The sequence below is a fragment of the Blastococcus sp. SYSU D01042 genome (assembly GCF_054050515.1).
Genome location: NZ_JBJGZM010000013.1, coordinates 24,821 through 43,235 on the forward strand (window position 1 = coordinate 24,821; position 18,415 = coordinate 43,235).

General features: G+C 74.1%; 18 protein-coding genes. 10 read left to right on the plus strand and 8 right to left on the minus strand.

What is annotated here, in order from left to right; genetic code table 11:
• The 6 genes from ACI79H_RS18760 to ACI79H_RS18785 all read left to right on the plus strand — a co-directional run bounded on the left by ACI79H_RS18760 (position 1) and on the right by ACI79H_RS18785 (position 6,275).
• Entirely contained in the window at positions 1–1,845 is a 1,845-nt protein-coding gene (locus ACI79H_RS18760) for an ABC transporter ATP-binding protein (protein WP_456555938.1), read from the plus strand.
• A 64-nt stretch (positions 1,846–1,909) separates the two neighbouring features.
• A complete protein-coding gene (locus tag ACI79H_RS18765; protein ID WP_456555939.1) occupies positions 1,910–2,803 on the plus strand; it encodes a diguanylate cyclase domain-containing protein in 894 nt (297 codons plus the stop codon).
• A 102-nt stretch (positions 2,804–2,905) separates the two neighbouring features.
• On the plus strand, positions 2,906–3,529 hold the full coding sequence (locus ACI79H_RS18770; protein WP_456555940.1) for a dihydrofolate reductase family protein: 624 nt from the start codon (positions 2,906–2,908) through the stop codon (positions 3,527–3,529).
• A 100-nt stretch (positions 3,530–3,629) separates the two neighbouring features.
• Positions 3,630–4,766: a serine hydrolase domain-containing protein gene (locus ACI79H_RS18775; RefSeq protein ID WP_456555941.1), complete on the plus strand. Its 1,137-nt coding sequence runs from the start codon at positions 3,630–3,632 to the stop codon at positions 4,764–4,766.
• Positions 4,767–4,771: 5 nt separating this feature from the next.
• Entirely contained in the window at positions 4,772–5,326 is a 555-nt protein-coding gene (locus ACI79H_RS18780; RefSeq protein WP_456555942.1) for a hypothetical protein, read from the plus strand.
• Between the two features lie 19 nt (positions 5,327–5,345).
• Positions 5,346–6,275, plus strand: a complete 930-nt coding sequence (locus ACI79H_RS18785; RefSeq protein WP_456555943.1) for an oxidoreductase — start codon at positions 5,346–5,348, stop codon at positions 6,273–6,275.
• Between the two features lie 12 nt (positions 6,276–6,287).
• Here ACI79H_RS18785 and ACI79H_RS18790 read toward each other — a convergent pair whose 3' ends face one another.
• On the minus strand, positions 6,288–6,743 hold the full coding sequence (locus tag ACI79H_RS18790) for a winged helix-turn-helix transcriptional regulator (RefSeq protein ID WP_456555944.1): 456 nt from the start codon (positions 6,741–6,743) through the stop codon (positions 6,288–6,290).
• Positions 6,744–6,827: 84 nt separating this feature from the next.
• On the opposite strand from ACI79H_RS18790, the gene ACI79H_RS18795 reads away from it, so the two are divergent.
• Positions 6,828–8,303, plus strand: a complete 1,476-nt coding sequence (locus tag ACI79H_RS18795) for an MFS transporter (protein ID WP_456555945.1) — start codon at positions 6,828–6,830, stop codon at positions 8,301–8,303.
• Positions 8,300–9,052 carry a thioesterase family protein gene (locus ACI79H_RS18800; RefSeq protein ID WP_456555946.1) on the plus strand — a complete coding sequence of 251 codons (753 nt, stop codon included), beginning with the start codon at positions 8,300–8,302 and terminating at the stop codon, positions 9,050–9,052. Before ACI79H_RS18795 ends, ACI79H_RS18800 begins: the two co-directional genes overlap by 4 nt.
• A 7-nt stretch (positions 9,053–9,059) precedes the next feature.
• On the opposite strand, the gene ACI79H_RS18805 is transcribed toward ACI79H_RS18800, so the two are convergent.
• On the minus strand, positions 9,060–10,409 hold the full coding sequence (locus tag ACI79H_RS18805; RefSeq protein ID WP_456555947.1) for an alpha/beta fold hydrolase: 1,350 nt from the start codon (positions 10,407–10,409) through the stop codon (positions 9,060–9,062).
• A 56-nt stretch (positions 10,410–10,465) separates the two neighbouring features.
• Here ACI79H_RS18805 and ACI79H_RS18810 point away from each other — a divergent pair, with 56 nt between their 5' ends.
• Entirely contained in the window at positions 10,466–11,566 is a 1,101-nt protein-coding gene (locus tag ACI79H_RS18810; protein ID WP_456555948.1) for an alkene reductase, read from the plus strand.
• A gap of 62 nt (positions 11,567–11,628) precedes the next feature.
• Here ACI79H_RS18810 and ACI79H_RS18815 read toward each other — a convergent pair whose 3' ends face one another.
• Positions 11,629–12,552 (minus strand): hypothetical protein, encoded by a 924-nt coding sequence (locus tag ACI79H_RS18815; RefSeq protein WP_456555949.1) that lies wholly within the window; start codon positions 12,550–12,552, stop codon positions 11,629–11,631.
• 85 nt (positions 12,553–12,637) lie between these two features.
• Positions 12,638–13,420: a DUF4386 domain-containing protein gene (locus tag ACI79H_RS18820; RefSeq protein ID WP_456555950.1), complete on the minus strand. Its 783-nt coding sequence runs from the start codon at positions 13,418–13,420 to the stop codon at positions 12,638–12,640.
• A 92-nt stretch (positions 13,421–13,512) separates the two neighbouring features.
• Between ACI79H_RS18820 and ACI79H_RS18825 the strand changes: the two genes are divergently transcribed.
• The gene (locus ACI79H_RS18825) at positions 13,513–14,241 is read left to right on the plus strand and encodes a TetR/AcrR family transcriptional regulator (RefSeq protein WP_456555951.1); all 729 of its coding nucleotides are present in this window, start codon (positions 13,513–13,515) and stop codon (positions 14,239–14,241) included.
• Here ACI79H_RS18825 and ACI79H_RS18830 read toward each other — a convergent pair.
• The 4 genes from ACI79H_RS18830 to ACI79H_RS18845 all read right to left on the minus strand — a co-directional run bounded on the left by ACI79H_RS18830 (position 14,223) and on the right by ACI79H_RS18845 (position 18,384).
• Positions 14,223–14,867, minus strand: a complete 645-nt coding sequence (locus ACI79H_RS18830; protein WP_456555952.1) for a hypothetical protein — start codon at positions 14,865–14,867, stop codon at positions 14,223–14,225. The two genes, ACI79H_RS18825 and ACI79H_RS18830, sit on opposite strands and share 19 nt — an antisense overlap.
• Positions 14,864–15,301, minus strand: a complete 438-nt coding sequence (locus ACI79H_RS18835) for a MarR family winged helix-turn-helix transcriptional regulator (RefSeq protein WP_456555953.1) — start codon at positions 15,299–15,301, stop codon at positions 14,864–14,866. The genes ACI79H_RS18830 and ACI79H_RS18835 overlap by 4 nt, the downstream gene beginning before the upstream one ends.
• Before the next feature lie 43 nt (positions 15,302–15,344).
• Positions 15,345–16,895 (minus strand): methyl-accepting chemotaxis protein, encoded by a 1,551-nt coding sequence (locus ACI79H_RS18840; RefSeq protein WP_456555954.1) that lies wholly within the window; start codon positions 16,893–16,895, stop codon positions 15,345–15,347.
• 94 nt (positions 16,896–16,989) lie between these two features.
• A complete protein-coding gene (locus ACI79H_RS18845) occupies positions 16,990–18,384 on the minus strand; it encodes a uracil-xanthine permease family protein (RefSeq protein WP_456555955.1) in 1,395 nt (464 codons plus the stop codon).
• Positions 18,385–18,415 lie beyond the last annotated feature (31 nt).

An 18,415-nucleotide genomic window follows, 5' to 3' on the forward strand; every position in this document is an offset into this window, starting at 1 on the left:
ATGACGATGGGCGGCCGGGGCGGGAGCCCCGGTGGCGGAGGTTCCGGGGGCCGTCGACCGGACCCGGCCGACCGGGCGCAGCTCGAACGCTCCCCCGTCCGCTGGAGCCGGGTCGCCGCCCTGTTCCGCCCCTACCGCGCGCAGCTCGGCGTCGTGGTCGCCCTGATCGTGGCCTCCTCGGTGGTCGCGCTCGGCACGCCTTTCCTGATCCGCCTGGTCATCGACGAGGCGATCCCCGACCAGGACGTGCCGCTGCTGCTGTGGGCGGTCGGCGGCATGCTCGCCGTCACCGTCCTCACGGCGGTCTTCGGCGTCGTCCAGACCTGGCTGTCCACGACGGTCGGGCAGCGGGTCATGCACGGCCTGCGGACGGCGGTCTTCAGCCACCTGCAGCGCCAGTCGCTGGGCTTCTTCACCCGCACGAAGGGCGGCGAGGTCCAGTCGCGGCTGATGAACGACATCGGCGGCATGCAGAACGTGGTCACCTCGACCGCGACGTCCTTCGCCTCCAACGCCACCACGGTGATCGGCACGGGCGTGGCCATGGCGGTGCTGAGCTGGCGGCTCTCGCTGCTGTCCCTCGTCGTGCTGCCGCCGGCGGTCTGGCTGACCCGCCGCGTCGCCCACCTGCGCCGGTCCATCACCGCCCAGCGCCAGCGGCACCTCGCCGACCTGCACTCGCAGGTGGAGGAGGGGCTCTCGGTCAGCGGCGTGCTGCTGGGCAAGACGCTGGGGGCGGGGCCCGCGCAGTCGCAGCGGTTCGCCGGCACGTCGGCGTTCCTCGTCGACCTCGAGGTCCGCTCGCAGCTGGCCGGTCGCTGGCGGATGGCGACCATGAGCATCGTCTTCGCCGGCATCCCGGCCCTGATCTACCTCGCCGCAGGGCTCCCCGCGACGTCGGGCGGGATGACCATCGGCACGCTGGTCGCCTTCACCACGCTGCAGGGCGCGCTGTTCCGGCCGCTCATGCAACTGCTGGACATCGGCGTCTCGCTCACCGCCTCCATGGCGCTGTTCAGCCGGGTCTTCGAGTACCTCGACCTGCCGGTGGACATCGACGACCCCGAGCACCCGGTGGCCGTCGACCCGGCCGCCGTGCGCGGCGAGGTCCGGTTCGAGCGGGTCGGCTTCCGCTACCCGGACGGCGTCCGCCCCGCGCTGGCCGACGTCGACGTCACCGTGCCCGCGGGCTCCACGCTGGCCCTGGTCGGCGAGACCGGCTCGGGCAAGAGCACGCTCGCCTCCCTGGTCGCCCGGCTCGACGACCCGACCACCGGCCGCGTGCTGGTCGACGGCGTCGACGTCCGGGAGCTGTCGCTGGCCGACCTCGCCCGCATCGTCGGGGTCGTGTCGCGGGAGACCTTTCTGCTGCACGGGACGGTGCGGGAGAACCTGCGGCACGCCAAGCCCGACGCCACCGAGGAGGAGATGGTCGCGGCGGCGCGCCGGGCACAGGTGCACGACGTCGTCGCGGCGCTGCCCGACGGCTACGACACGGTCGTGGGGTCGCGCGGGTACCGGTTCTCCGGCGGCGAGAAGCAGCGGCTGGCCATCGCCCGGACCCTGCTGCGCGACCCGGCGGTCCTGGTGCTCGACGAGGCCACCAGCGCGCTGGACAACGAGACCGAGCGGGCGGTGCAGGCGGCGCTCGACGAGGCCAGACGCGGCCGGACCACGATCACCGTCGCCCACCGGCTCTCCACCGTGCGCGACGCCGACCGGATCGTCGTCCTGGACGCCGGGCGGGTGGTCGAGCAGGGCACCCACGAGGAGCTCCTGGGCCTCGGCGGGCGGTACGCCCGGCTGGCCGGGCTCGCCCAGCGGGACGCCGTCCTCGCCGGCTGAACCCCCGCCTCGACGGTTGCGGAACCGGCGTGTCGCGCAGACGCGCCGGGGGAACCCCACGTCCGTGGACGGAGGGGACGTCGGGGCAGCGGACGCCGGCGCGCAGGCGCTGGTGGCCGCCTTCATCGATGCCACCGAGGCGCTGGTCTGCATCATCGCGGCGGACTGCCGCATCCTGTTCGCCAACCCCGCCCTGCAGCGGTTCACCGGGAGGAGCCCGGACCTCCTGCTCGGGCAGCGGTTCTGGCAGGTCTACGTCGCCCCGGAGCACCTCGAGCTGGCGCAGGACGCCATCGCCCGGGCGATGGCGACCGGTCAGGCGCACCCGCAGGAGGCGGACTGGCTCACCGGCGAGGGCGTCCGGCGCCGGGTGGCCATGCGGAACACCGTGCTGACCGACGATGCAGGCCGCCCGTTCGCAGTCGCCACCGTGGGCATCGACGTCACCGCGGACCGGGAGCGCGAGGAGCGGCTGCACCGACGGGCGCAGACCGACCTGCTCACCGGCATCCCCAACCGCGCGGCGCTGTTCGACGCCCTGCACCGGTACCTCGACGGCCCGACCGGCCCCGACGTCGGCGTGCTGTTCTGCGACCTCGACCGGTTCAAGCAGGTCAACGACGAGTACGGGCACGCCGTGGGGGACCGGGTGCTGGTCGAGGTCGCCCGGCGGCTCTCGGAGCTGGCCGTGCCCGGCGACCTGGTGGCCCGCTTCGGCGGCGACGAGTTCGTGCTCCTGCGGCCGGGTGCCGACGAGGCGACCCTCGTGGCGCTGGCCCGCCGGGTGGCGACGACGGTGCTCGCCCCCTTCGGCGGGCTGCCCGACCAGCCGGTCGGCGTCAGCGTCGGCGTGGCGGTGGGGCACCCGGGGGAGGCGGTCGACGAGGTGATCGCCCGCGCCGACCGCGCCATGTACGGAGCGAAGAGCCACCACCGCCGTCGCACGCCCCGCGACTGACCGGAAGAAAGTTCGGCGCCCCGTGTCGATGAGGCGGGCGCCCGATCGACGTCTGGATGAGGGGCGGCCGACGGGGCCGCCGCCACACCCGGAGGAGATCCCATGCGACCGCTCGTCGTCACCACGTTCCTGACCCTCGACGGCGTCATGCAGGCGCCGGGCGGACCGGGGGAGGACCCCTCGGGCGGCTTCTCCCACGAGGGCTGGCTGCCGCCGTTCTTCGACGAGGCGCTGGGCGAGCAGATGAACGCCTGGTTCACCGGCGCCCAGGACTTCCTGCTCGGCCGCTCGACCTACGAGACCTTCTACGCGTCGTGGCCGCAGATGATCGGCGACGACCCGGTGTCGCAGGGCCTGAACTTCAAGCCCAAGCACGTCGCCTCCCGCACGCTGGAGTCGGTGGAGTGGGAGACCGCCCGGCTGGTCGAGGGCGACGTCGGCGACGCCGTCCGCGCGTTCAAGGCCGAGGACGGCGGCGAGCTGCAGGTGCACGGCTCGGCCGGTCTGGTCCAGACGCTGCTGGCCGAGGACCTCGTCGACGAGCTGCGGCTGGCGGTCTTCCCGGTGGTGCTCGGCGAGGGCAAGCGGCTGTTCGGCGACGGCGCGATCCCGCGCACCTGGCGGCTCACCGCGCAGTCGACGACGCCGTCGGGCGTCCTGCTGCTCACCTTCCAGCGGGTGGGCGAGGTCGAGACCGGCGCCGTCGGGCCGGAGTACGACAGCTGAGGGGCCGTCGACCGCTCGCAGCGCCTCGCGGGCGCCCGCGGGCCGTGGTCGGATGGGCCGACGGACGGCGACGGCGCCGTCCCGGATCACGGGGGGTGGCATGGCCGAGGTCCACGGCCGGTGCGACGAGCGGTTCGCCGGCGTGCGGGAGGCGCTGGCCCAGCAGCTCGACGCGGGGGAGGAGCTCGGCGCCTCGATCGCCATCGACCTCGACGGCGAGACGGTCGTCGACGTCTGGGGCGGGCACCGCGACGAGCAGCGCACCCGGCCGTGGTCGGAGCACACGATCGTCAACGTCTGGTCCACCACCAAGTGCGTGCTGGCCCTCGCGGCGCTGATGCTGGCCGACAGCGGCGAGCTCGACCTCGACGCCCCGGTCGCCGACTACTGGCCCGAGTTCGCCGCCAAGGGCAAGAAGGACGTGGCGGTGCGGCACCTGCTGTCGCACACCTCCGGCGTCTCGGGCTGGGAGCAGCCGTTCTCCGTGCGCGACATGTACGACTGGACGACGGCGACCGAGCGGCTGGCGCAGCAGCGCCCGTGGTGGGAGCCGGGCACGGCGTCGGGCTACCACGCCAACAACCAGGGCCACCTCGTCGGCGAGGTCATCCGCCGGATCACCGGGACGACGTTCAAGAAGTTCGTCGCCGACCGCATCGCCGACCCGCTGGGCGCGGACTTCCAGATCGGCGCCCGCGAGTCCGAGGTCTCCCGCATCGCGCCGGTCGTCGCCCCGCCGCGCCCCGAGGTCGGCGGCCCAGCCCCCGACCCGGACTCGGTCGTCATCAAGACCTTCACCGGCCCGAAGGCGTCCGCGGTCGCGGCGAACACCCCGGAGTGGCGCGCGGCCGACCTGGGCGCGCTCAACGGGCACTCCAACGCCCGCGGGGTGATGCGGGTGCTCCGCACGCTCACCCTGGGCGGTGAGGCCGGCGGCGTCCGGCTGCTCCGCCCCGAGACCGTGGAGCGGGTGCTCGACCAGCAGTCCGACGGCGTCGACCTGGTGCTCGGCGTCCCGATCCGCTGGGGCACCGGCTTCTGCCTGGCCACCTCGGTCGTGCCCTACGTGCCGGAGGGGCGGACGTTCTTCTGGGGTGGCTGGGGTGGCTCGCTGGTCGTCATCGACCTCGACCGGCGGCTGACGATCAGCTACATGATGAACCGGATGGGAGGCGGGGTCCTCGGCTCGTCGCGCAGCGAGGCCTACGTGCGCGCCGCCTACGCCGCCCTGGGCTGAGACCCGTGCTGCTCGACGACGTCGTCCCGCGGCCGGACCACGTGACCCGGCAGGCGCGCCGGATCGCCGCACCCCCGGACGCCGTGTGGGACGCGCTGCACGACGTCCGGCTCACCGGGCTGCCGGTGACGCTCGTGCTGTCGGCCGCCCGGTTCCTGCCGGTGGTGCTGGCCGGCCGCGGGCTGCGGCAGCTGCACGATCGGCCCTTCCTCGACGCCCTGCCGGTGCCGCTGCTGGCCTCGGAGCGGCCGTCGTCGGTGGTCTTCGGCGGGCTGCTGCAGCCCTGGCACGTGACCGGTGGCGAGCCCGGGCCCGCGCTGGACGCCGCCGGGCTGCGGGCCTGGACCGCGCCCGGCTGGGTCAAGGCCGCGGTGGACTTCCAGCTCGTGCCCAGCGGGGACGGGACGGAGCTCAGCTCCGAGACCCGGGTCGAGGCGACCGACGACGCCAGCCGCCGGGCCTTCGCCCGCTACTGGCGGGTGGTGCGCCCGGGCAGCTCCGCCCTCCGGTGGGAGGTGCTGACAGCGGTCGAGCTGCGGGCGACCGGCCGGCTGGGCTGACCTGCGGGAGGATCGGGCCGTGGCCTGGACCGAGAAGGACATCCCCGACCTCAGCGGCCGGACCGCGGTGGTGACCGGCGGCAACGGCGGCCTGGGTTTCCAGACGGCGCTCGCGCTGGCCGGCGCCGGGGCGCACGTCGTCGTCGCCGCCCGCGACCCGGAGAAGACCGCCGCCGCGACGGCGCGGATCCGCGAGCGGTACCCGGCCGCCTCGCTGGAGGTCGTGCCGCTGGACCTCGGCGACCTGTCGGTCGTGCGGGCGGCCGCGGACACCGTGCTCGCCGCGCACGAGCGGATCGACCTGCTGGTCAACAACGCCGGCGTGATGGCCATGCCGCAGCGCACCACCGCCGACGGCTTCGAGATGCAGCTCGGCGTCGACCACCTGGGCCACTGGGCGCTCACCGCCCACCTGCTCCCGGCGCTGCTGCGCAGCACCGCGTCCCGCGTGGTGACCGTGACCAGCACGGCCCGCTTCATGGGCGGCCCGCTGGACCCCGCCGACCCGCACATGCGGCGGCGCTACCGGGCGTGGGGCTCGTACGCGCGGGCCAAGATGGCCAACTACCACTTCGGGCTCGGCCTGCAGGAGCGGTTCGCGCGGGCCGGCGTCGCCGCCGCCTCGCTGATCGCCCACCCGGGGCTGTCGAACACCGACCTGCAGGCGCGGACCGTCCGCGAGGGCGGTGGTGGCTGGACCGGCGCCGTGGCCCACGCGGTGACGGCGAGGTCGGGGATGACCCCGCTCGAGGGCGCCCGACCGCAGCTGCGGGCGGCGACCGACCCGGCCGCCGCGGGCGGCGAGCTCTACGCGCCGCGCTTCGGCTCGCACGGGCCGCCGGTGCGCCGGCCCGTGCTGCGCCGGTTCGACCTGCGCAAGCAGATCGACGTCCTGTGGGAGGTCTCCGCGCGGGAGACCGGGGTGCCGCTGGAGGCGCCGCGCGCCTGACGCCGTCAGCAGTCAGCCGGCGGCGGGCTCATGCCGCTCGCGGACGTGCCGCTCGATCCCGCGGCCCACCCGCTCCCCGCAGACGTCGCACACCCAGGACGCCGAGATGCGGTGCCCGGCGTGGTGGAACTCGACCGGCGGCTCGTCGGCGACGTAGCGGTCGCCCCACTGCATGAGCGCCTGCAGCACCGGGAAGAGGTCCCGGCCGGCATTCGTCAGGTGGTAGTCCCAGCGCGGCGGGCTCTCGCTGTACTGCTTGCGCTCCAGCACGCCGGCGTCGACCAGGGCGTTCAGCCGCGCGGTCAGCTGCTCGCGCGGTGCGCCGGTGCCGCGGCGGATCTCGCTGAACCGGTGCGCGCCCAGCGACACCTCGCGGATCACCAGCAGCGCCCACCGGTCGCCCACCACGTCCAGCGCGCCCGCGATGGAGCAGCGCCGGCCCGGCAGCTCGTCCAGTCGGCTCGTCATGCGTCAAGGTTCGCATACCGAACCAACTCGTGTACGGTCCGGCTGAGTCGGTTCGGCAGGCGAACCGAGAAGAGGCGGGGTGCGATGAGCGCGACGACCGGTCCGGCAGCACCTGCACCCGCCCCCGTCCGCAGCCCGGGACTGGTGCTGCTGGTCGTCTCGGCGGCGGTCTTCCTCTCCTCGCTCGACCTCTTCATCGTCAACATCGCGTTCCCGGTGCTCGGGGAGTCCTTCGACGCCTCGACCGGAGCCCTGTCCTGGGTGCTCAACGGCTACACGATCGTGTTCGCCGCGCTGCTCGCTCCGGCCGGCCGGATCGCCGACCGCATCGGCCGCCGGCGGGTCTTCCTCTCCGGCCTGGCCACCTTCCTCGCCGGCTCGCTGGGCTGCGCGCTCGCCTGGGGGGTGGGCAGCCTGGTCGCTTTCCGGGTGGTCCAGGCGGTCGGCGGCGCCATGGTGACGGCGACGTCGCTGGCGCTGCTCCTGCACGCCTTCCCCCCGGCCCGGAGGGCGACGGCGATCGCGGTGTGGTCGATGGTCGGAGGCGTGGCCGCCGCCCTCGGGCCGCCCATCGGCGGGCTGCTGGTGGAACTCTCCTGGCGCTGGATCTTCCTGGTGAACATCCCCGTCGGCATCGCGGCGCTGGTGATCGGCCTGCTGGTGCTGCCCGAGTCGAGGGACGAGTCCGAGACCCGTCGTCCCGACGTCGCGGGCACGGTGCTGCTCGTCGTCTCCGTCGGCCTGCTGGCGTACGCGCTGGTCGACGCGCCGGACCGGGGCTGGACCAGCGGTGTGGTGCTGGGCGCCTTCGCCGGCGCCGCCGTCGCCGCCGCGCTGGTCGGCCTGCGCGCGGCCCGGGTGCCGCGGGGCACCGTGCCGGTGCTGCCGCTGGCGCTGTTCCGGGTGCGCTCGTTCAGCCTGGCCAACCTGGCCATGGCGTTCTTCATGGCCGGCTTCGGCGGCATGCTGCTGGGCAACGTGCTGTGGCTGACCGGGGGCTGGGGCTACACGTCGGTCGAGGCGGGCTTCGCGCTCATCCCGGGGCCGGCGCTGGCCGCGCTGACGGCGATCCCGGCCGGGCGGCTGGGCGCGCGTGTGGGCTGCGGTCCGGTCGCGGCCGTCGGGACGGCGGTCTTCGCGTGCGGCGCGCTCTTCTGGCTGCTCCAGGTGGGCGAGCAGCCGAGCTTCGCCGCCGACTTCCTGCCCGGGCAGGTCCTCACCGGCATCGGCGTCGGGCTCACGCTCACCAACCTGTCGGCCGCGGCGTCGTCGTCCCTGCCACCGGCGTCCCTGGCGACCGGGACGGCGACCTTCGGGGCCGCCCGCCAGATCGGCGCGACGCTGGGCGTCTCGATCCTGCTCGCCGCGGTGGCCTCGGCGTCGGCGCCGCTGGCCGGGGCCGAGCGCGGGTGGGCGCTGACGGTGGCGCTGGCCGCCGTCGCCAGCCTGCTGGCGCTCGCGGTGGGCCGCGGCCACCACGCCGACCTGCAGCTGCCTGCTCCCGTGGCAGTGCCTGCGCCGACCCCGGCGCCCGTCGACCGGGCGGAGGTCCCGCGATGACCCTCACCACCGGCACCGCGCGCCGGCTCACCTTCGCCCCGTCGTGGCGGTCGTTCACCAGCACGCAGGGCGGGCTGCTCATCGGGCACCTGCTCGCCGCGGCGGCCGACCTGACCGGCGCCGCGCCGCGCGCGGTGACCGCGCACCTGCTCGGCGGCGTCGTCCCCGACGTCGAGGCGGTGGTCACCGCGAGCGCGGACCGGACCGGCCGCACCGGCAGCGTGCGCGGCGAGCTGCGCCAGGACGGCGCGCTGCGCGCGGTCGCCCAGGTGCTCACGTCGGCGGGCGTCCCCGGACCGGCGGCCGAGACCGGGGGCGCCCCCGCCGGTCCGCGGCTGGAGGACGGCGAGCCCTTCGAGCTCCCCCGCGACTACGTGCCCGTGGGCGAGCACACCGAGATCCGGGCGCTGGGCAGCTCACGGCCGCTCGGCGGTGGCGACGAGCCGCGGCTGCACGCCTGGGTGCGCATCCGCGGCGCGGAGCTCGAGCCGCTGGTCCAGCTCGGGGTGCTGCTCGACGCGCTGCCTCCCTCGCTGTTCGCCGTCCGCACCGCGCCTGCCGCGATGCCGACCGTCGAGCTCTCGGCGCACCTGGCCGGCCCACCACCGCCCGCGGGCGCCTGGGTGCGGGTGGACCAGCGGACGGTCTGGTCCGACGCCGAGGTCGCCGTCGACGACGTCGAGCTGCGCGCGCCGGACGGGTCGCTCGTGGCGCGCGGCCGGCAGACCCGTCGCTTGCTCGGCGGCTGAGCCGGGATCAGGCGCCGCCGTCCACCGGCCAGTCGCTGAACACCAGGCTCACCGTGTGCCCGGCCGACGGCCAGTTCGGAACGTTGAGCGTCTGCGGGCGGGACGCGTCGCCGCGGGGCAGGTTCCGGGCGGTGACGGTGCCGTCGGCGTCGGGGGACGCGGGCAGGAAGACGTCGATGCCGCTCTGGAACGGCTGGTCGCCGAAGTAGGGCAGCTTCGCCAGCGTGCTCTGCCCGGGGGTGGCGGCGTCGTCGTGGACGTGCAGGCCGATGGCCGCGTTGCCCACGAAGTCGGTGATGACGTCGACCGGTTCGCCGTCGTCCACGCTCAGCTCGAGCACGTCGGCGTCGCCCTGCGCGTGCCACTCCCGCATCCGCATGACGACGAGCGACGTGTGGTCCTCCCCGACGTTGGTGTTCTTGCGGACGGCGCCGTCGGGTTCGGAGGAGAGCAACCGGACGAAGGCGCTGCTGCGGACGTAGGGCTGGAGGTAGAGGTGGTGGACGACGGGCGAGGCCTCGGAGCTCAGCGCGTACTCGTAGTGCGCGGCCATCTCCAGCTCGACCGGGCCGAACTCCCCGTCCGGCCCGAGCTCGATGCTGGCGTGCGGCTCGTCCTCGGTACGGGCGCCGGTGCCGGCGTCGATCGCCCAGATCTCCAGCGTCGCCTCGCGGCCGGTGTTCGCCGGGAAGTTGACCGCCCGGCCGGAGATCTCGACGGGGGCGCGCTGCGGCACGATGTCGACCACCCCGGGCGCCTCGCCCACGAGGAACTCGTACTGGACCGCGAAGGACTCCTTCGACGTCGCCACCTCGACGTGCGACTGGCCCGGGAACTGCGGCTGCTCGGGGGCGATGCAGGGGACGACCGGCGGCTCGGGGCAGCCGCGGCCGTCGATGGCGACGTACCTGGCCACCTTCGCGGCCTGCGCTGGGTCGCCGAGGTAGAGGTCGGCGACGCCGGTGCCTCGCGAGTGGCCGATCAGGTACACCTGCTCGACGTCGAACTCGGCGAGGGTCTCGTCGACGACCTCGCCCAGCCCGGCGGCGTAGCCCGGGATGTCCAGGCCGGCGCCGTCGTGGTCGTAGGCGACGATCCGGTCCTCGGGATAGCCGTTGGCCACGAACCGCATGGCGTTGGACTCGATCTGCTGGGCCGAGCCCGCGAACCCGTGCACGAAGACGATCGGCAGCGCGACGTCGTCCGGCAGCGGGGGCAGGGGGTCGGTGCCCTGGACCTCGGCCGCCGCCGGTGCGGCCTCGGCGTCCCCGCCGTCGTCGGACGAGCAGGCGGTCAGCGCCAGGGCGAGCGCCAGGACGACGGCGGGCAGCGGACGGCGGGATCTCGGGTCGGCCACGCGGACACCCTAGGGGCAGGGAGTGACCTGGATCGCACCTCGGAATGCGCTCCGTGGTGAGCCGCCTTCGTGCCGTCGTGGACCTGTTCTCCCCTCTCGCCCTGGGCGACCTGAAGCTGGCCAACCGCGTCGTCATGGCGCCCCTCACCCGGCTGCGCGCCGGCGAGGCCGGTGTGCCCGGCGACCTGCTCGTCGAGCACTACCGGCAGCGCGCGGGCGTCGGCCTGATCATCACCGAGGGCGTCTGGCCGAACCGGCAGTCGCGGGCCTACCCCGGTCAGCCGGGCATCGTGGACGACGAGCAGGTCGCCGGCTGGCGCCGGGTCGCCGACGCGGTGCACGAGCGCGGTGGGCAGATCGTCATGCAGCTCATGCACGGCGGCCGCGTCTCCCACCCCGACGTCACCGGCGGGCTCGAGCCGGAGGCACCGTCGGCCATCGCCATCGAGGGCACCGTCCGCACGCCGTCGGGCAAGCAGCCCTACCCGGTGCCGCACGCGCTGACCGCCGAGGAGCTGCCGCGCGTCCGGGACGAGTTCGTGCAGGCCGCGCGCAACGCGATCGCCGCCGGGCTGGACGGCGTCGAGCTGCACGGTGCCAACGGCTACCTGCTGCACGAGTTCCTGGCGCCGGCGTCCAACGAGCGCACCGACGCCTACGGCGGCACGCCGGAGAACCGGGCGCGCTTCGTCGTCGAGGTGGTGACGGCGGTGGCCGAGGCGATCGGCGCCGGCCGGGTGGGGCTGCGCATCTCGCCGCAGCACAACATCCAGGGCGCGTTCGAGACCGACGAGGCCGACGTGCTGCTCACCTACGGCGCGCTGCTCGACCAGCTGCGCCCGCTGGGCCTGGCCTACCTGTCGGTGCTGCACGCCGAGCCGGGCAGCGCGCTGGTGCAGGAGCTGCGGACGCGCTTCGGCGGCCCGCTCATCGCCAACAGCGGTTTCGCCTCGGTGACCTCCCGCGAGGAGGCGGTGCGCCTGATCGAGGACGCGCACGCCGAGGCCGTCGCCGTCGGCCGGCCGGTGATCGCCAACCCCGACCTGGTCGAGCGCTGGGCCGGCGAGCACCCGGAGAACGACCCGCAGCCGCACCTGTTCTACGCGTCCGGCGTCGAGGGCTACAACGACTACCCGACGCTGCAGCAGGTGAGCTGACGCGCCGCGCGCCGCTTGATCAACGCCCGCTGAGGGCCCTCTCGATCCGATCGAGGGGGCCCTCAGTGTGCGTTGATCTCCTCGGCGCGGCGCTGCTCGCGCCGTTTCTCCGCGCTCGGGATCGGGGAGATGCCGTCGTCCCACCGCTCGGAGGTCTGGGCCACCCAGAACCAGACGAACAGCGCGATGAGGCTGGCTTCCAGGGTGAGGACCCAGTGCGACCAGTCGCCGATGATCAGCGCCACGTGGACGGCGATGACGGCCGCCATGGCGACCGTGATGCGCGTGTAGCGGTTGAACCGCCCGGGGGTGAGCCCCACCGCCTCCTCCGCCGCGTAGCGCTGGAAGGCGTTGAGGCGGACGTTGGCCAGGATGAAGACGAAGAAGAGGACCGCTGCGGCGTTGTGCGCGTTGCTGAGGAAGAACGTGCGGAACACGACGAAGACGACGTTCGCGACGAGCACGAGAAGGACGGCTGCCCAGAAGCCCCGCACGGCGACGGGCGAGGGTCGCGCCTTCCGCCGCACGGTGATCACGGCGATGAAGGCCAGGGCCAGCCAGGCGACCACGAGCAGCGCGGTGACGTTGGTGCCGACGTTCAGGTAGCGCTCGCTGGTGGAGACGAGGACCTTGCCGCACTCGCGTGACTTGTTCGGGGTCGGCACCAGCGCGATGAAGGGCGCGCAGATCCCGGCCAGGTCGAGCAGGACGTCCTCACCGTCGCTGGCCCCGCGCAGGCAGATCAGGCAGACCCCGATCGCCACGAGCACACCGACGAGCACCCCGGACGCCGGGGTGTAGTAGTACGCGCTGATCGAGGTCTGCCAGCACTCGGCCAGGCTGCGCGCGTGCAGGACCGCCACGGCCAGGCCGACGGCGAGAGCGATGAGGCCGACGCGCAGGTACCGCCAGGTCTTGACGGCGAGATCGTGCTCGTCGCCGCGGTTCGCGAGGCCGGTCCCGGCGCTGTCGATCGTCTCCCTCATGCCCATGGCGACCCCCCGCGCGTCCGAGTGCCGCGAATGCTCGACCCACCGCCGACCCGCTCACAAGCACTCCGCGCGCGGGTCCTCAGCCCTCCGGCAGCCCGGCCTCGTGCGCCGGCTCGCGAACACCTCGGCGATCCTGACGGCGCTCCACCTGCTGCTCACGGGCGCGCTGCCGCTGGTGGAGTCGGGTGGTCGTCGCCTCCGTCGCCGGCGGGGCGAACCCCCGCGCGATCAGCCGCACGGCCAGGCACATCTCCCAGGCGGCGACCGGGACGGCGGCCAGCAGGGCGGCCGCCGAGGTCTGCGCGTAGACCCCGAAGAGCACCGCGGTGGACGACGCCAGCACCAGCGCACCGCCGCCCAGCCCGAGGCGGGCGATCCAGCGGGGCACGAGCCGGGACCGGTGCATCAGCCAGGCCAGCAGCACGCTGTTGACCCCGATGACGAGGCCGGGGCCCAGCAGGAACGTCCAGTCGTGCAGGGCGATCAGCGTCCGGGCGGCCGTGGTCAGCGCATCGTCGTCACCCGTGCCGGCGCGGCGCAGGCTGACCAGCGACAGCGTGGCGACGATGCCGACGCAGATGAGCGCGGCCTCCAGCAGCCGGCCGCACACGTAGCCGAGCGCCGTGCTCGGCCCGTGCTGCCTGATCACCGGGTACAGCGCGACCGCCGTGCCGATGCAGGACCCGGCGAGCAGCAGCTCGAGGAGCCCGCCCAGGAGCACCTGCCCGTCCGCACCGGGTCCCAGGACGTAGCCCGGATCGCCCAGCGCCGGTTGGTACAGCGCCAGCCCCGCGACCGCCGCGCCGAACGCGACGACGAAGAACCACCCCGCCGCGACGGCGCTGCCTCTGCTCGATCCCATGCTGCTGCCCTCCGACTACAGGTGTACGGCGTACACCACTGCTCGGGGACGCTAGGTGTACGCTGTACGCCTGTCAACGTCGGGGGAGCGCAGTGGTCGGGGAGGCCGCGCGACGCACGCCGCTGAGCCGTGACCGGGTGCTGCAGGCGGCGGTGGCTCTTGCCGACGTCGTCGGGGTCGAGGGGCTGAGCATGCGGCGCCTCGCGCAGGAGCTGGGCGTCGTGCCGATGGCGCTCTACAAGCACGTGGCCGGCAAGGACGAGCTCCTCGACGGCATGGTCGACGTCGTCCTGTCGGGCATCGAGCCGGCCGACCCGGCGTCGGGCTGGCGGGCAGCCGTCCGGCAGCGCGTGCTCTCGGCGCGGCAGGCCGTGCTCCGGCACCCGTGGGCGCGGAAGGCGATCGAGTCGCGTACCCGCCGCACGCCCGTCGTCCTCGGCTACATGGACTCCCTGGCCGGGATCTTCCGCGCCGGTGGTTTCTCGGCGGACCTGACCCACCACGTCATGCACGCGCTGGGCAACCGGATGTGGGGCTTCAGCCCCGAGCTGTTCGAGGAGCCGTCGGACCCGTCCGCGCCGCCGCCGACCCCCGAGCAGCGGGACGCCATGGCCGCGGACTTCGGCGAGCGCTTCCCGCACATCCTCGAGATCGCGACGGTCGCGACGCGGGGGGATCTCTCCGGCGTCGGTGGCGGGTGCGACGACCAGTTCGAGTTCGAGTTCGCCCTCGACGTGCTGCTCGACGGCTTCGACCGGCTGCGCGCGGAGGGCTGGAGCTCGCGCCGCTCTGAGCCCGGGTGTCAGGGAGCGGGCACGTGATCGACCTGCCCGCGCACCGCGGCCAGGAACGCCGCCGGGTCGTCGGCGTACAGGGCGATGCGGCGCACGGCCGCGGTGCCCTCGGGCAGGCGGACGTCGATCGGCCGGTCGAGCAGCACGTCGACGTTGGTCTGGTCGTGCATCCACAGGTGCAGTGCGCCCGGGCCGTCGACGCCGGGTTCGAGCCGCGGCGCCTTGTCCGGCCGGTTGGCGACCCGCCGGACGACCGCGTCGATCGCGTCCCACGGGACGTCGACGTCCACGTCGGTCGTGTACCGCACCCGGATGCCCTCGGGGCCGACGGCGTGCGGGCGGGTCACCATGCCGGTGAGCAGCCCGAACATCCACGTCAGGCCCCAGATGCCGACGACGAGCAGCGGGATGCGGACCGCCGGCCAGCGGTGCACCAGCAGGTCGACGACCACCAGCTCGATCGCGGAGACGACGATGAACGCGATCAGCACGGGCAGCACGACCCGGTGGTAGGTGAACGCTGCCGCGCCCGCCGGCACCCGCGGGCGGCGGAGCAGGAACCGGTAGAGGCTCTGCCAGACCCCGATCTCCAGCTCGACGGCGCGACGGGCCCAGTAGGCCACCGTCTCGCCGGCAGTGCGGGTCGTCGTCACGACGGGTCCATGAGCTCGTGCAGCCGGGCGGTCACGGCGTCCAGGTCGGCCCGGAAGCGCTCGAGCCGGTCGGCGTCGAAATCCGAGACCAGGTGCGCCGCCATCCGCTGCCGCTGACCGACCATCTCGGTCACCGCCTGCGTGCCCTTGTCGGTGAGCGTCACCAGCGTGGCCCGACGGTCGGTGGGGTGCGGTGCCCGGCGGGCGAAACCGCCTGCCTCCAGGGCGTCCACCAAGCCGGTCACGTTGCGGGGGCTCACCTGCAGGGCCCGCGCCAGCGCGCCCTGCGTGCTGGGCCCCTCGGCGTGCACCAGCCAGAGCAGGTGCGTGCGGGCGGAGGTGAGCCCGGCCGGCTCGAGCTCGCGCGCCATGTCCGCCTGGATCAGGAGCGCGATCTCGAGCAGCCGGTCGAAGACGTGCACGTCCGACGCCATGACCGTGAAGGTACTACATCTTAACCTGGCTTCACGACTCGGGTCAGCCGGCGGCCTCGATGAGCTGCGCCATGCGCTCCTGCTCACCGAGCACCTCGCCGATGCGGTTCTGCACCTCGTCGAGCCGGCCGATGATCTCGCCGGTCGTGTGGATGCCCTCCGCGACGGCCTTGCTCGAGGACTGGATGCCGGCGATCTGGTCGGCCACCCGCTGGGTCGCCTTGGCCGTCTCGCGGGCCAGGTCCTTGACCTCGCTGGCGACGACGGCGAAGCCCTTGCCCACCTCGCCGGCGCGGGCGGCCTCGATGGTGGCGTTGAGCGCGAGCAGGTTCGTCTGGTCCGCGATGCCCGAGATGATGCGGATGACCTCGCCGACGGCCGCCGACGCCTCGTCCAGCGCGGCGACGTCGCCGGTCATCGCCGAGGCCTGGTCGACCGCGCTCTCCGCGACCCGGCCGGCCTCGTTGGCCGCCTCGCGCAGCCGGGCGACGGTGACCAGCAGCTCGCGGGCGTTCTCCGCGCTCTCCTCGTTGCGGCGCAGCACGTCCAGCCGCTGGGAGACCAACTGCTGCACGTTGCGCAGCGAGGCCGCGCGCGACTCCGACAGCTCGATGGTCTCGGTGACGAAGAAGTCCATGGTGCCGATGACCCGGCCGCCGACGACGAGCGGGAAGCACACGCCGGACTTCACGCCCGCGCGCGTCGCGGCGGGGGCGCGGACGCAGTCGGTGACCTTGCCGATGTCGGGCACGAAGACCAGCTCCTTGGCCCGCCACGCGCGGCCGGAGAGGCCGACGCCCTCGGCGAAGCTGGCGCTCAGCGTGACGGCGCGGAACTCCTCGCCGGCCGAGCCGGACTCCTGCTGGAAGCGCAGCACACCCGCCTCCTCGTCCAGCGCCCAGAAGGACCCGTAGGCCCAGCCGAAGGAGCTGCGCACGGTGTCCAGCGCCACCCGGAGCGCCTGCTCCTGGGTGGCGGCGGCGCCGACCGTCGTCACGACGGTGGTGACGGCCTCGCGGTCGTTGAGGGTCTCCTGCAGGTGCGCCCGCGCCATGGCCGCCCGGTGCGCGTGGACGAGGACGCCACGCAGCGCACGCCACTTCGAGGCCCGGCCGCCGAAGAACGGCAGCTCGCTGGCGTTGTAGAACTCGTAGAGGGACGTGACGGCGCCGCGCTCGTCGAGGATGGGGAGGACGCAGCCGCGGGTGGCGCCGGTGGACTGGGCGGCCTTCCAGCGGCCGCAGAACGTCGGGTCGGTGGTCTCGTTCGCCAGGACGACGTCCTGCGTCCGGATCGCCTGGGCGGCCAGCCCCTCGGTCGGCAGCAGCCGCTCGATCCGGGCCGCCCGCATCGCCTCGGCGTAGCGGCCGGTGTCGGCGACCAGCGAGAAGCCGCCGTCCTCGTCGAGCACCCAGGCAGCGCCGTAGTCCAGGCCGAGCTCGGCGGTGAGGGTGCTCGCGATGATCCGGTGGGCGGCGGCGCTGTCGGCGACGCCGTCGTTCAGCGCGTTGATGACGGCCTCGACCGCCTCCACGTCGCGGGGGACGGCGACCGGGGTGTCGCCGCTGCTGGCTGGGCGCGTGCGTCGGTACATCGGTGCGTCTCGGCTCCTCGCTCGTGGGACGACCGGTGCCCCTGCCGTCGACAGCCGGTATCGGCAGGCGGAGTACCGGAATGCACCCGACGCGCTACCTCGGGGCGCTCTCCTCGCCGTGCACGTGCCCGAAGGTGGAGCCGGCCGCCGGGTGCGGCCCCTCGCGGGTCAGCGACGCCCGCATCTCCTCCGGTGCGAGCGCCCGCGCTAGGTGCCAGCCGACGACCGTGACCAGCGTGCCCAGCGCGATCCCGCCGAGGGAGAAGTCGTCGGTGATCTGCAGCAGCGGCGCGTCGTCGCCCGAGTTGCCGACGGCGATGACGATGCCCGCCGCCAGCGGCACGAGGTTGATCGGGTTGGCGAAGTCGACGCGGTTCTCCTTCCAGATCTTCGCGCCGAGCAGGCCGATCATCCCGTAGAGGACGACGGTGATCCCGCCGAGCACGCCGCCCGGGATCGCGTTGATCAGCGCGCCGAACTTGGGCACCAACCCGAGCCCGATCGCGACGACGGCGGCGACGTAGTAGGCGGCCGTCGAGTAGACCCGCGTGGCGGCCATGACGCCGATGTTCTCCGCGTACGTGGTGGTGGGGGAGCCGCCGACCGACGTCGCCAGCACCGTCGTGAGGCCGTCCGCGGCGACGGCGCGGCCGATCACCGGGTCGAGGTCACGCCGGGTCATCTCGGCCACGGCCTTCACGTGCCCGGCGTTCTCCGCGACCAGTGCGATCACCGCCGGCAGCACGAGCAGCGAGTAGTTCAGCGAGAAGGAGGGCCCCGTGACGTCGGGGAGACCGAACCACGGGGCGTCCCCGACGGCGTCGAAGGCCACCCGGTCCTCACCGGTCGAGCCCAGCGGCCCGGCGGCCCAGTCGAGGAGGATGGAGAGCAGGTAGCCGAAGACCAGGCCGAGCAGGATGGAGATGCGGGCGAGGAAGCCACGCAGCAGCAGCGAGGCGACGACGACGAACGTCATCGTCGCCAGGGCCACCCACTGGTCCTGCTGCCAGTAGGTCGCCGTCGCCACGGGCGCCAGGTTGAAGCCGATGAGCAGCACCACGGCACCAGTGACCGCCGGCGGCAGCACGCGGTTGATCACCCGCACCCCGGCCAGGTGGATGGCCAGGCCGACCAGCGCGAGGACGACGCCGGACACGAGCAGCGCCCCGAGGACGTCGGCGTCCGAGCCGCCGGCCGCCCGCACCGCGACCACGCCGCCGACGAAGGACGCGGAGCTCCCCAGGTAGCTGGGCACCTTCCCCTGCACGACCAGCAGGAAGATGATCGTGGCGATCCCGCTCATCATGATCGCGAGGTTCGGGTCCAGGCCCATGAGCAGCGGGAAGACGAACGTCGCGCCGAACATGGCGACGACGTGCTGCGCGCCGATGCCGACCGTCCGCGGCCAGGTCAGCCGCTCCTCGGGGGCCACCGCCTCGCCCAGCGGCACGGTCCTGCCGTCCCCGTACAGCTTCCACCCGAACGCCATCGGTGCCTCCTCGACCGGCCCGCGACCGGCG